Below are 12378 nucleotides of genomic sequence, written 5' to 3' on the forward strand. Positions count from 1 at the left end.
GCATAAGCCCGGGCTTGGGTTTGGGCCGCATGCTGGGTAAGCTGGCGCCAATTGTTTTGAGGAGTGAATTCGTGAAAGCGTGGATCTTGATGGTGCTGGCCCTGATGCTGCCAGCGGCGGCCCTGGCCGAAGAAGCCAAGGAAGGAGCCCCCAAGGTCTCCTATATCAGCCTGAGCCCGCCCTTTGTAGGCAACTACGCCCTCGACGGCGGCCCCAGGTTGCGCGTATTCAAAGCTGATGTGGCCCTGCGTGTGACTGGCGATGAGGCAGCCAAGGCGGTCAAGCACCACGAGCCGCTGATTCGCAACCAGCTGGTGGCGCTGTTCACCCAACAAGGTGTGGATAACTTGAGCAACGTCGACGCCAAGGAAAAACTGCGCCAAGAGGCGCTCAAGCAGGTACAGCAGGTGATGGAAGCAGAAGAAGGCAAGCCGATTGTCGAGGATCTGCTGTTCAATAACCTGATTGTGCAGTGATCGCCCTTGCAGTCAGTTGTCAGTGTGGCACGGGATACACCATACTAAGCAAGTTCCAAAAAGGGGCTTGAGAGACTCTGCGGATCCTGGTCAATCCAGCAATCACAGAGCCGGGCAGGTGTCAGGCGATGACAAACCATCCTGTCTGTGAGTAGGGCGCCGAAAGGCGCCCTTTGTCTTTCTGGGCCAATCGAGTGACTATCAGCAATTCACTGAGTGAGCGCTACAATCGCCGCCCACTGCTCTTCGGTCACCGGCATCACCGACAGCCGAGTGCCTTTTTGCACCAGCGGCAACTCCTCCAGCGCGCTTTGTTGCTTGAGCAAGCCCAGCCCCAGCACCTGCCTGAACGTCTTCACGTGCGCCACATCTACCGCGCTCCAGGGGTTCTTCTCGGCAGTGGCTTTGGCGTCGTAGTAATGGCTCTGAGGGTCCAGCGCAGTTGGGTCCGGGTAGGCCGCTGCAGTGATCCGGGCGATCCCGGCAATGCCCGGTTGAGGGCAACTGGAGTGGTAGAAGAAAAACTCATCGCCTACGTTCATGGCGCGCAGAAAATTGCGCGCCTGATAGTTGCGCACGCCATCCCAGCGGGCCTCACCCAGGCGGCCCAGGCCTTCGATCGAAAGCTCATCGGGCTCGGATTTCATCAGCCAGTAGGCCATGGATACTGCTCCTGAAAAGGTTTGAAATAACCTGTTGCACGAAACCGACAGCCGGTTGGCGTCAACGTTTGCGTGTCGACGCAGGTTGTCGGAAAATGCGCCGATTTTAACGCTATATGCTCCGGCGGCACCAAGAAGGTCGCCGAGCCAGAACGTATGCCTAGGGGGGCATTCTTCGATGAATCAACGCAAACCGGACCTGCTCTGGGTCCTGGTCTTCATCTTTGGTCTGGGTGTGGTTACCACCGGTTATGCTCAGGGTATCTGGGAGCGCAAGCTCGATACCGCGTACCAGGCACCGGTCGAAGCCGGTCAGCAGCAGCGCTGATCTTCCCCGCTGGCGCCTGTTATTTAGGCGCCAGGTACCAGTCACGGTCCGAGACCGTGCCCTGCAGTGGTACATCCCAACTGGCCTGCGCCAGTCGTTCGACCTTCTGGCATTCATGGGCCAGCCCCAGCAGCAGGGGTTTTTTCCATGTTTTGCGTCGCGCCTGGTAGGCCAGGCTGCGATCATAGAAACCACCGCCCATGCCTAGCCGCCCGCCGGCTTCATCGAAGCCCACCAGTGGCAGCAGAATCAGGTCCAGCGACCAGATCGGGCGCTGGCGCTTGCGGTCAGTCAGTGGCTCTGGAATACGGAAACGGTTGCGCTTGAGCTTTTCCCCTTGCTCGAACCGCTGGAACACCATGCGCGTACGCGGCCATGCGTGCAGTACCGGCAGGTAGGTACGTTTGCCACGGCGTTGCGCCTCGCGCAGTAGCAACTGCGGGTCGATTTCACCGTCGTTGGGCAGGTACAGGGCAATGTGCCGTGCGCGGCGGAACAGCGGGTTTTGCGCCAGCTGCCGATACAGCCCAAGGGAGGCTTGGCGTTGCTGGGCTGGCGTGAGTGCGCGGCGGGCATTGCGAAGCAGGCGACGAAGCTGGGGGCGGGTTAGCGGCGCGGTGTCGGTCATGGCACGGGCGTTCCCAGGTGTCGAAGCTAAAAGCGAGAACTGCCCGCCGGGGTGGGCGGGCAGTCGAAATCAGGCTCCCCGATAAGACCGCTATCGGTGTAGCCCTTGAACCCGAAAGTTCAAGGTGGAGATTGCAGGGGGCGTTAAGGCTTTCCGTCGGGCGGACATGCACACCGGCCCCAGCGTGCAACCCCCGTGGTTGTGCGTATCGGCTCAGGGACATAACCGACTGGCGCATCCCCCAGGGAGTGGCGCCAGTATACCAACCTCAGCCGATTTTGGTATCCGTGTCGTCGGACAAAGCCTTGTCGACGCGATCGAGCAGGTCGCGGACCTGTTCGCGGGTGGCACTGCCAGCGGGGGCGTCGGTGCGGTCTTCCTGGCGGTGGAGCATCTCGTGGGTGATGTTCAATGCGGCCATGACCGCGATCCGATCAGCACCGATCACCTTGCCGCTGCTGCGGATCTCGCGCATCTTGCCGTCCAGGTAGCGTGCGGCGCTGACCAGGTTGTTGCGTTCTTCCGGCGGGCAGATGATCGAGTATTCCTTGTCCAGGATCTGCACGGTGACGCTATTGCTTGAACTCATGAGTCATGCTCCAGGGCCTTGAGGCGTAAGATCATCGACTCGACCTTGCGCTTGGCGATCTCGTTCTTTTCGATGAGGTGGGCGCGCTCTTCGCGCCAGGATTTTTCCTGAGCTACTAGGAGTGCATTTTGCCGTTTAAGTTGCTCGACGCGCTCGATCAGCGACTCGAACCGGCTCATCAATGCTTGCAGGTCGTTCTCTTGCGTGGGTTGCACTCGATTCGCTCCGTCATTGAATCACCCGTCGATGATGCCTCTCCCTGAGCGGTGACGGCCAGTGCCGATGGTCTTGGCGCGCCTGCCGGTGCTAGGATACAAGGCCTTCATTCTAGTCAAATGCGCCGTCTGGCGCCTAGCCGCCCATGCCTAATACCCAATCGCCCTACACCGCATTCGCCGCACTGCTCTCGAGCAACGGCCACCCTGTTTCCCCCGCCGAGCTGCACGGCCTGCTGATCGGCCGCAGTTGCGCCGGTGCCGGCTTCGAGGCCGATGCCTGGCTGGCCGACGCTGCCGGGGTGCTGGAAAACGAACCTGAAGACAATGTGCGCGCTGCACTGATCGGCCTGCAAGAGATGGTCAAGGCCGAGCTGACCGGCGAGGACATTGCGATCGTTCTGCTGCTGCCAAGCGACGAAACCCCGCTGACCGAGCGTGCCACGGCGCTGGGCCAGTGGTGCCAGGGCTTCATCGCCGGCTTCGGGCTCAACGCTGGCGGCAAGGACCTGTCAACCGATGCCAAGGAAGTGCTCCAGGACCTGGTTGCCATTTCCCAGGTCCAGGAAGCGCTGGAAGAATCCGAGGACGGCGAAAGCGATTACATGGAAGTCATGGAGTATCTGCGCGTTGCGCCGCTGCTGCTGTACACAGAGCTGGCCGCGCCGGCCGCGCCTGCGCCAAAACCTTCGCTGCACTGATCAACCGGGGGTAGTCCTGCCCATGAGCCACATACCCAAGGCCGAATATGCCCGTCGGCGCAAGGCGCTGATGGCGCAGATGGTCCCCAACAGCATTGCCATCCTGCCGGCTGCCGCAGTCGCCATTCGCAACCGCGATGTCGAGCACGTCTACCGCCAGGACAGCGATTTCCAGTACCTGAGCGGCTTCCCGGAGCCGGAGGCGGTGATCGCGCTGATCCCGGGGCGCGAGCATGGCGAGTACGTGCTGTTCTGCCGCGAGCGTAACCCTGAGCGCGAGCTGTGGGACGGCCTGCGTGCCGGCCAGGAAGGTGCCATCCGCGACTTTGGCGCGGACGATGCCTTCCCGATCACCGACATCGACGAGATCCTGCCGGGCCTCATCGAAGGTCGCGAACGGGTCTACAGCGCCATGGGCAGCAACCCCGAGTTCGACCGTCGGCTGATGGACTGGATCAACGTGATCCGCTCCAAGGCGCGCCTTGGCGCCCAGCCACCGAACGAGTTCGTTGCCCTGGATCATCTGCTGCACGACATGCGTCTGTATAAATCGGCGGCGGAAGTGAAAGTGATGCGCGCCGCTGCAGAAATTTCCGCGCGTGCCCATGTGCGGGCCATGCAGGCCTGCCGGGCAGGGCTGCACGAGTACAGCCTGGAAGCCGAGCTGGACTACGAGTTCCGTAAAGGCGGGGCAAGAATGCCAGCCTACGGGTCGATCGTCGCTGCCGGCCGCAATGGCTGTATCCTGCACTATCAGGAGAACAATGCCGCGCTCAAGGACGGTGACCTGGTGCTGATCGACGCCGGTTGCGAAATCGATTGCTATGCCAGCGACATCACCCGCACCTTCCCGGTCAGCGGGCGGTTTTCGCCTGAGCAAAAGGCCGTCTATGAACTGGTGCTCAAGGCCCAGGCCGCCGCTTTCGCCGAGATTGCCCCAGGCAAGCACTGGAACCACGCCCATGAAGCGACCGTGCGGGTGATCACCGAGGGCCTGGTGGAGCTGGGCCTGCTCAAGGGCAAGGTGCAGGCGCTGATCGAAAGTGAAGCGTATCGGGCCTTCTACATGCACCGTGCCGGGCACTGGCTGGGCATGGACGTGCACGATGTGGGCGAATACAAGGTCGGCGGCCAGTGGCGGGTGCTGGAGCCTGGCATGGCGCTGACCGTCGAACCGGGTATCTACATTGCCGCCGACAATCAGCAGGTCGCGAAGAAATGGCGCGGCATCGGCGTAAGGATCGAGGACGACGTGGTGGTGACCAGGCAAGGCTGTGAAATTCTGACTTCGGGCGTGCCCAGGACGGTCGCCGAGATCGAGGCGCTGATGCAGGCGGCACGTAAGGACGCGGCATGAACCGAGTCAACCTAGCGATCATTGGTGGCGGCCTGGTCGGTGCCAGCCTTGCGCTGGCCCTGCAGGCTGGGGCCAAGGCGCGTGGCTGGAAGATCCTGCTGATCGAGCCATTCGCCCCGGGCGACAGCTTCCAGCCCAGCTATGATGCGCGCTCCTCAGCGCTTTCGTTCGGTACCCGGCAGATCTACCAGCACCTGGGCGTGTGGCAGGCCATCAGCCCCCGTGCCGAGCCGATCCGGCAGATCCAGGTCTCGGACCGTGGGCGCTTTGGCTCCACCCGCCTCGATGCGCAGGAGGAGGGCGTGCCAGCGTTGGGCTACGTGGTCGAGAACGCCTGGCTTGGTCAGTGCCTTTGGCAAGGGCTGGACAGCGAGGTGGTGAGCTGGCGCTGCCCGGCCGAAGTGAAGGCGATGCAGGCCGTCGCCGGTGGTTATCGCTTGCAGCTGGACGATGACACCGCCCTTGAGTGCGACCTGGCAGTGCTGGCCGACGGTGGCCGCTCCGGGTTGCGCGAGCAACTGGGCATCCATGTGCGCCGCACGCCCTACGAGCAGAGCGCCCTGATCGCCAACATTACCCCGGGCGAGTCCCATCGCGGGCAAGCCTTCGAGCGCTTTACCGAGCAAGGCCCCATGGCATTGCTGCCGCTGCCCGAGAACCGCTGTGCGTTGGTCTGGACCCGTCAGGGTATGGACGCCAAGCGCTTGGCCGAGATCGACGAACGCAGCTTCCTGCGCGAGCTGCAGGATGTATTCGGCTATCGCCTCGGCGCCCTGCGCCAGGTCGGCGCACGGCATCTTTACCCGCTGGCACTGGTCGAAGCCCAAGAGCAGGTGCGCCCGCATCTGGTGGTACTGGGCAATGCCGCGCACAGCCTGCACCCCATTGCCGGGCAGGGTTTCAACCTGTCGCTGCGCGATGTGCAGTCGCTGGCCGATGCGCTGCTGGCCGGCCCGCAGCAGCCAGGCGATCTGGCGACCCTGCAGGCGTACCATCAACGCCAGCAACTCGACCAGGCCATGACCATCGGTTTCTCCGACCAGGTTACCCGCCTGTTCGGCAGTAATCAGCCGTTGCTGGCCGCCGGGCGCAACATCGGCTTGCTTGGGCTCGACTTGCTGCCGCCGGCCAAAAGCTGGTTCGCCCGCCAGGCCATGGGCCTGGGCACCCGCCCTGATCCGCGGGGGCAGGCATGAGCAACCCGCGCAAGCTGGCGCGCCGGGCGCGCATGTTGCGCTGGCTGCTGAACCTTTACCCACCGTACCTGGGCGCTGGCATTCGCATTCAGCACATCAGCCCAGACATGCGCAGTGTCAGGGTGCGCATGAAGCTGAACCGCTGGAACCGCAACTACGTCGGTACCCAGTTTGGCGGTAGCCTGTATTCGATGGTCGATCCGTTCTACATGCTATTGCTGATCGAACTGCTGGGCCGTGAGTACATCGTCTGGGACAAGGCAGCCAGCATTGACTTCATCGCACCGGGCAAAGGCCCGGTGTATGCCGATTTCCACATCGAAGACGCACTGCTGGACGAGATCCGCCAGCAGACCGCCAGCGGCAAGAAATACCTGCCACGTTTGCAGGTCGATGTCCGCGACGGTGCCGGCGAGCTGGTGGCGCGGGTCGATAAAACCCTATACGTGCGGCTCAAGCCGCAAGCGAGGCAGGCGTAAGGCATGGAAATGCGCGCAGATCTGTTGATTGTCGGTGCCGGTATGGTCGGCAGCGCCTTGGCCTTGGCGTTGCGCCACAGTGGCCTGGAGATACTCCTGCTCGACGGTGGTTCGCTGACGGTGAAGCCGTTTGACGGCGATGCGCCGTTCGAGGCGCGGGTCAGCGCCCTCTCGGCGGCCAGCCAGCGCATCCTCGAGCGTTTGGGTGCCTGGGAAGAAATCGCCAAACGGCGTGTTTCGCCCTACTCGGACATGCATGTCTGGGACGGCAGCGGCACTGGGCAGATTCACTTTTCCGCCGCCAGCGTGCACGCGCAGGTGCTTGGCCATATCGTCGAAAACCGGGTAGTGCAGGATGGCCTGCTGGAGCGCCTGCATGACAGCGATATCGGCCTGCTGCCCAACGCCCGCCTGGAGCAGATGCGCCGCTCTGGCGATGAGTGGCTGCTGACCCTGGCCGATGGCCGCCGCCTGCGGGCACCGCTGGTGGTGGCTGCCGACGGTGCCAATTCGGCGGTGCGGCGCCTGGCCGGCTGCCAGACCCGTGAGTGGGATTACCTGCACCACGCTATCGTCACCAGCGTGCGCTGCAGTGCTGCACACCAGGCTACCGCCTGGCAGCGCTTCACCGACGAAGGGCCGCTGGCCTTCCTGCCCTTGTCGCGAGACGGCCAGCAGGGCTGGTGCTCGATCGTGTGGTCGACCACGCCCGAGCAGGCCGAGCAGCTCATGGCGCTGGATGATCAAGCTTTCCTCAAGGCCCTGGAGCGTGGATTCGAGGGGCGCCTGGGCCAAGTGCTGCACGCCGACCCTCGGGTTTGCGTGCCGTTGCGCCAGCGCCACGCCAAGCGGTACGTGGACGAGGGGCTGGCATTGATCGGCGATGCCGCGCACACCATTCATCCGTTGGCGGGGCAGGGCGTGAACCTGGGCTTTCTCGATGCAGCGGTGCTGGCTGAGGTGTTGGTGAACGCCTGCGAGCGGGGTGAACGGCTGGCGGATGTGAAAGTGCTCAGCCGTTATGAGCGCCGACGCATGCCACACAACCTGGCATTGATGGCGGCGATGGAGGGCTTCGAGCGGCTGTTCCAGGCCAACCCGCTGCCGTTGCGCTGGTTGCGTAACAGCGGTCTGAAGCTGGTGCAGCAGATGCCGGAGGCCAAGGCGCTGTTCGTGCGCCAGGCGTTGGGGCTTTCCGGGGACTTGCCGGAGCTGGCCAGACCTTGAGATTGTTGGGCCGCTTTGCGGCCCTTTCGCGACACGAGGCCGCTCCCGCAGGCGTTCGCGTGCTCTTGCAACATCTGGTAACGGCTGGGTAGGTGAGCCGGAAAATGGGATTCACTACCATTTGCGCCTCTCATACGATTCGAGGAGTGCATCCCATGTTGCCACGCAAGCCCCTACTGGCCGCCCTGGCCCTGACGCTGTTCGGTGGCACCGCCCAGGCGGCGGACGAAGTAGTGGTGTACTCCTCGCGCATCGACGAGCTGATCAAGCCGGTGTTCGACGCCTACACCGCCGAGACCGGCGTCAAGATCAAGTTCATCACCGACAAGGAAGCCCCGCTGATGCAGCGCATCAAGGCCGAGGGCGAGAACGGGGTGGCCGACCTGCTGCTGACCGTCGATGCCGGTAACCTGTGGCAGGCCGAGCAGATGGGCATCCTGCAGCCTATCAAGTCGGCCATCATCGACCAGAACATCCCCGCTCAATACCGCGCCTCGTCCCATGACTGGACTGGCCTGAGCCTGCGCGCGCGGACCATCATCTACTCCACCGAGCGGGTCAAACCCGCAGAGCTGAGCACCTACGAGGCACTGGCCGACAAGCAGTGGGAAGGGCGTCTGTGCCTGCGCACGGCAAAGAAGGTCTACAACCAGTCGCTGACCGCCACGCTGATCGAGAACCATGGCGAGGCCAAGACCGAACAGATCGTCAAAGGCTGGGTCAACAACCTGTCTACCGACGTGTTCTCCGATGACAACTCGGTAATCCAGGCCATCGAGGCCGGCCAGTGCGATGTGGGGGTGGTGAACACTTACTACTTCGGCCGCCTGCACAAGCAGAACCCGAACTTGCCGGTGAAGATCTTCTGGCCTAACCAGGGCGACCGAGGCGTGCACGTCAACCTGTCCGGCATCGGCCTGACCAAGCACGCACCGCATCCGGAGGCGGCCAAGAAGCTGGTGGAGTGGATGACCGGTGAGCAGGCGCAGAAGCTGTTCGCCGACATCAACCAGGAGTTCCCGGCCAACCCGAAGGTCAAGCCATCGGACGAGGTCGCGGCATGGGGCAGCTTCAAGGCTGACAGCATCCCGGTCGAGGTGGCAGGCAAACGCCAGGCCGAGGCCATTCGCTTGATGGATCGGGCTGGCTGGAACTAAGCCCCAGGCTTTATCCTGCAGGGGCCCACAAGGGCCCCTTCGCGTGGCAAGCCCGCTCAGCGGTTGCCATCTGCCACAGAGACAGTTGCCTTGCCCCACGCTCCCCAACGCCGCTGGTACCTCCCGGTCATCCTGACCGCCGCCCTCGTGCTCTTGCCCTTGAGCGTCCTGCTGCTGTCCTGGCAGTCGATCGACGTGCAGATCTGGTCGCACTTGCTCGACACCCAGATGAGCCGCCTGCTCGGCAACACATTCACCTTGGTGGCGGGTGTAGGCGTAGGCGTCACCGTGCTCGGCGTGAGCCTGGCCTGGCTCACCAGCCTTTGCGAGTTCCCCGGCAGGCGCTGGCTGGACTGGGCACTGATGCTGCCGTTTGCCATCCCCGCCTATGTCCTGGCGTTCGTCTTCGTCGGCCTGCTGGATTTCGCCGGCCCGGTGCAAAGCGCCTTGCGTGAAGTGTTCGGGCCCATGCGCCTGCCGCGGGTGCGCTCCACCGGCGGGGTGATTGTGGTGCTGGTGCTGGTGTTCTACCCCTATGTCTACCTGCTCGCGCGCACGGCATTCCTGGCTCAGGGCAAGGGGCTGATGGAAGCGGCGCGGGTGTTGGGCCTTTCGCCGCTGCAAGCTTTCTGGCGGGTTGCCCTGCCCATGGCGCGGCCGGCCATCGGCGCAGGCATAGCGCTGGCCCTGATGGAGACCTTGGCAGATTTCGGTGCGGTGGCTGTGTTCAATTTCGACACGTTCACCACCGCCATTTACAAGACCTGGTACGGCTTCTTCAGCCTGTCCAGCGCGGCTCAGCTGGCCAGCCTGCTATTGCTGGCGGTAATGCTGGTGCTGTACGGAGAACGCCGCGCCCGTGGCGCCTCGCGCAGCTCAAACGAACGCCCGCGGGGTCAGGCCCTCTATCACCTGCGCGGTCTGAAGGCACTGCTGGCCAGTGGCTGGTGCCTGCTGGTATTTGCCTGTGCCTTCGTCATCCCGCTGCTGCAGTTGCTGGTATGGTTCTGGCACCGGGGGCGGCATGACCTGGACGAGCGCTATGTTGGCCTGGTGCTGCACACCTTGTACCTGGGCGCCCTGGCAGCCTTGATCACGGTGAGCGTCGCACTGCTGCTGGCATTTGCCCGGCGTCAGGCGCCGACCGGCGGCATCCGTGCCGGGGTTGGCCTGGCCAACCTAGGCTACGCCTTGCCCGGCTCGGTGCTGGCGGTGTCGATCATGCTGGCCTTCAGCTACCTGGACAACCACCTGGTGATCCCTCTGTCGAGCTGGCTGGGTGGGGCAGGCAAGCCATTGCTGCTGGGCAGCCTCGCGGCATTGCTGGTGGCCTATCTGGTACGTTTCATCGCCGTGGCCTATGGGCCACTGGAAGGCAGCCTGGAGCGCATCCGCCCGTCGTTGCCCGAGGTTTCACGGAGCCTGGGTGTCGGAGGGGCGAGATTGTTTTTCAAAGTGTATATGCCGCTGCTGGTCCCTGGTGCCCTCAGCGCCGCACTGCTGGTCTTCGTCGATGTGCTCAAGGAAATGCCCGCGACCTTGCTGATGCGGCCCTTCGGCTGGGATACCCTCGCCGTACGGGTGTTCGAGATGACCAGTGAAGGCGAGTGGGCGCGTGCCTCACTGCCCGCCTTGACCTTGGTGCTGGTTGGCCTGCTGCCGGTCATCGGCCTGATTCGTCGTTCAGCCAGGCGCCCCGGTCACAGTCACTGAGGGTGCCAGCCCGCGCCCTTGCGGCTACAATGCGCGGCATTCGCGCGACGGGTCCTACAAGAAGAGCTGACAACCAAACGTCATCGACCGCCGCCGCTTCGCCACGCCCGGAAGGAGAAACCCATGGGACAGCGCACGCTTTTGTACGACTTGCACCTGGCGCTAGGCGCCAAGACAGTCGATTTCGGTGGCTGGGACATGCCGCTGCACTACGGCTCGCAAGTTGAAGAGCACCATCAGGTGCGCAGTGACTGTGGGGTGTTCGATGTTTCCCACATGACCGTGATCGACATCGATGGCACCGATGCCACCGTCTGGCTGCAGCGCTTGCTGGCCAACGACGTTGCCCGCCTTGGGGGTGTCGGCAAGGCGCTGTACAGCCCGTTGCTCAACGAACAGGGCGCAATTATCGATGACCTGATCGTCTACCGCACGGAAAATGGCTACCGGCTGATCACCAATGCCGCTACCCGCGCCAATGTACTGGCGTGGCTGGAGGCCCACAGTACCGGCTTCTCGGTCGGTTTCAAGGTGCGCCCCGACCTGGCCATTCTCGCCATCCAGGGCCCCCAGGCCCGCGAGAAAGTCGCAGCCTTGCTCAGCGCTTCGCGCGCTGCGCTTATCCGTGAGCTGCGCCCGTTCGAAGGGCTTGGCGAGGGCGACTGGTTCATTGCCCGCACCGGTTACACCGGTGAGGACGGGTTGGAAATCATCCTGCCGGGCCATGAGGCCGTGGCCTTTTTCAACGACCTGGTCGGCGCTGGCATCGCCCCCAGTGGCCTTGGCGCCCGCGACACCTTGCGCCTGGAGGCCGGCATGAACCTGTACGGCCAGGATATCGACGAAGACCACACCCCGCTTACCTCCAACCTGGGCTGGAGCATCGCCTGGGAGCCGGCCGAGCGTGATTTCATCGGCCGCGCTGGCCTGCTGGCGGAAATCGAGCGCGGCGTGCAGGACAAGCTGGTCGGCCTGGTGCTGGAGGAACGCGGTGTTTTGCGCGCCCATCAGGTGGTTCGCGTTGCCGGCATTGGCGAAGGGGAGATCACCAGTGGTAGTTTCTCTCCTACGCTGAGCAAATCCATTGCCCTGGCGCGCGTGCCCATGGCCACCGGCGATCGTGCCGAGGTCGAGATTCGCGGCAAGTGGTACCCGGTGCGGGTGGTCAAACCGACCTTCGTGCGTCACGGCAAGATTCTGATCTGAACAATCAACGGCGGGCCGACCGCTGACCCAATCGAGGAATACAAGACATGAGCAATATCCCCGCCGATCTGCGTTTTGCCGAAAGCCACGAGTGGGCGCGCCTGGAAGCCGACGGTACTGTGACCGTGGGCATCAGCGACCACGCTCAAGAGGCCCTGGGTGATGTGGTGTTCGTGGAACTGGCAGAGGTTGGCAAAGTATTCGCTGCTGGCGATGCTGCTGGCGTGGTCGAGTCGGTCAAGGCCGCTTCGGATATCTATGCCCCGGTGGGTGGCGAAGTGATCGCGGTCAACGAAGACCTGGCCGACAGCCCGGAGCTGCTCAACGAAGAGCCTTACGGCGCCTGGATCTTCAAGCTCAAGCCAAGCGACAAGGCCGAACTGGACAAGCTGCTGGACGCTGCCGGTTACAAAGCCGCTATCGGCGAGTGAGCCTTCTGGCCTC

At 63.5% G+C, this 12378-nt stretch carries 15 protein-coding genes and 1 other RNA gene; 11 read left to right on the forward strand and 5 right to left on the reverse strand.

The features are described from left to right. The first annotated feature begins 71 nt into the window (after positions 1 to 71). The gene (locus tag NGJ21_RS21000) at positions 72 to 476 is read left to right on the forward strand and encodes a flagellar basal body-associated protein FliL (protein WP_046788194.1); all 405 of its coding nucleotides are present in this window, start codon (positions 72 to 74) and stop codon (positions 474 to 476) included. A 209-nt stretch (positions 477 to 685) separates the two neighbouring features. On the opposite strand, the gene NGJ21_RS21005 is transcribed toward NGJ21_RS21000, so the two are convergent. Then, on the reverse strand, positions 686 to 1138 hold the full coding sequence (locus NGJ21_RS21005) for an EVE domain-containing protein (protein WP_119687954.1): 453 nt from the start codon (positions 1136 to 1138) through the stop codon (positions 686 to 688). A 178-nt stretch (positions 1139 to 1316) separates the two neighbouring features. Here NGJ21_RS21005 and NGJ21_RS21010 point away from each other — a divergent pair, with 178 nt between their 5' ends. After that, positions 1317 to 1466 carry a hypothetical protein gene (locus NGJ21_RS21010; RefSeq protein WP_168216575.1) on the forward strand — a complete coding sequence of 50 codons (150 nt, stop codon included), beginning with the start codon at positions 1317 to 1319 and terminating at the stop codon, positions 1464 to 1466. Positions 1467 to 1485: 19 nt separating this feature from the next. Here the strand turns inward: NGJ21_RS21010 and NGJ21_RS21015 are convergent, their stop codons facing one another. From NGJ21_RS21015 to NGJ21_RS21030, 4 genes are all read right to left on the reverse strand, one after another. After that, on the reverse strand, positions 1486 to 2094 hold the full coding sequence (locus NGJ21_RS21015) for a 5-formyltetrahydrofolate cyclo-ligase (RefSeq protein ID WP_046788196.1): 609 nt from the start codon (positions 2092 to 2094) through the stop codon (positions 1486 to 1488). Between the two features lie 71 nt (positions 2095 to 2165). Next, positions 2166 to 2345, reverse strand: a non-coding RNA gene (gene ssrS, locus NGJ21_RS21020) — 6S RNA. A gap of 17 nt (positions 2346 to 2362) precedes the next feature. After that, positions 2363 to 2683, reverse strand: a complete 321-nt coding sequence (locus NGJ21_RS21025; RefSeq protein WP_012316783.1) for a cell division protein ZapA — start codon at positions 2681 to 2683, stop codon at positions 2363 to 2365. Then, on the reverse strand, positions 2680 to 2862 hold the full coding sequence (locus tag NGJ21_RS21030; protein ID WP_039603542.1) for a TIGR02449 family protein: 183 nt from the start codon (positions 2860 to 2862) through the stop codon (positions 2680 to 2682). The genes NGJ21_RS21025 and NGJ21_RS21030 overlap by 4 nt, the downstream gene beginning before the upstream one ends. Positions 2863 to 3044: 182 nt before the next feature. Here NGJ21_RS21030 and NGJ21_RS21035 point away from each other — a divergent pair, with 182 nt between their 5' ends. The 9 genes from NGJ21_RS21035 (at position 3045) to gcvH (ending at position 12365) form a co-directional block, all read left to right on the forward strand. Beyond that, positions 3045 to 3599, forward strand: a complete 555-nt coding sequence (locus NGJ21_RS21035; protein ID WP_012316781.1) for a YecA/YgfB family protein — start codon at positions 3045 to 3047, stop codon at positions 3597 to 3599. A 22-nt stretch (positions 3600 to 3621) separates the two neighbouring features. Continuing rightward, complete coding sequence (pepP, locus tag NGJ21_RS21040) at positions 3622 to 4956, forward strand: Xaa-Pro aminopeptidase (protein WP_115273145.1); 1335 nt, start codon at positions 3622 to 3624, stop codon at positions 4954 to 4956. Continuing rightward, entirely contained in the window at positions 4953 to 6152 is a 1200-nt protein-coding gene (gene ubiH, locus NGJ21_RS21045) for a 2-octaprenyl-6-methoxyphenyl hydroxylase (protein ID WP_251962608.1), read from the forward strand. The genes pepP and ubiH overlap by 4 nt, the downstream gene beginning before the upstream one ends. Beyond that, positions 6149 to 6631, forward strand: coding sequence for a DUF4442 domain-containing protein (locus tag NGJ21_RS21050; RefSeq protein WP_046788199.1), 483 nt, complete (start codon positions 6149 to 6151; stop codon positions 6629 to 6631). The genes ubiH and NGJ21_RS21050 overlap by 4 nt, the downstream gene beginning before the upstream one ends. Before the next feature lie 9 nt (positions 6632 to 6640). Continuing rightward, positions 6641 to 7858, forward strand: a complete 1218-nt coding sequence (locus NGJ21_RS21055; protein WP_174142001.1) for a 2-octaprenyl-3-methyl-6-methoxy-1,4-benzoquinol hydroxylase — start codon at positions 6641 to 6643, stop codon at positions 7856 to 7858. A 155-nt stretch (positions 7859 to 8013) separates the two neighbouring features. Next, complete coding sequence (locus tag NGJ21_RS21060; protein ID WP_119687952.1) at positions 8014 to 9015, forward strand: extracellular solute-binding protein; 1002 nt, start codon at positions 8014 to 8016, stop codon at positions 9013 to 9015. 90 nt (positions 9016 to 9105) lie between these two features. Continuing rightward, positions 9106 to 10728 carry an ABC transporter permease gene (locus tag NGJ21_RS21065; protein WP_119687951.1) on the forward strand — a complete coding sequence of 541 codons (1623 nt, stop codon included), beginning with the start codon at positions 9106 to 9108 and terminating at the stop codon, positions 10726 to 10728. Between the two features lie 123 nt (positions 10729 to 10851). After that, positions 10852 to 11934 (forward strand): glycine cleavage system aminomethyltransferase GcvT, encoded by a 1083-nt coding sequence (gene gcvT / locus NGJ21_RS21070; RefSeq protein ID WP_046788202.1) that lies wholly within the window; start codon positions 10852 to 10854, stop codon positions 11932 to 11934. 47 nt (positions 11935 to 11981) lie between these two features. Beyond that, entirely contained in the window at positions 11982 to 12365 is a 384-nt protein-coding gene (gcvH, locus tag NGJ21_RS21075) for a glycine cleavage system protein GcvH (RefSeq protein ID WP_046788203.1), read from the forward strand. Positions 12366 to 12378 lie beyond the last annotated feature (13 nt).

The organism is Pseudomonas sp. Marseille-Q5299, assembly GCF_943737035.1.
Lineage (GTDB): Bacteria > Pseudomonadota > Gammaproteobacteria > Pseudomonadales > Pseudomonadaceae > Aquipseudomonas > Aquipseudomonas putida_E.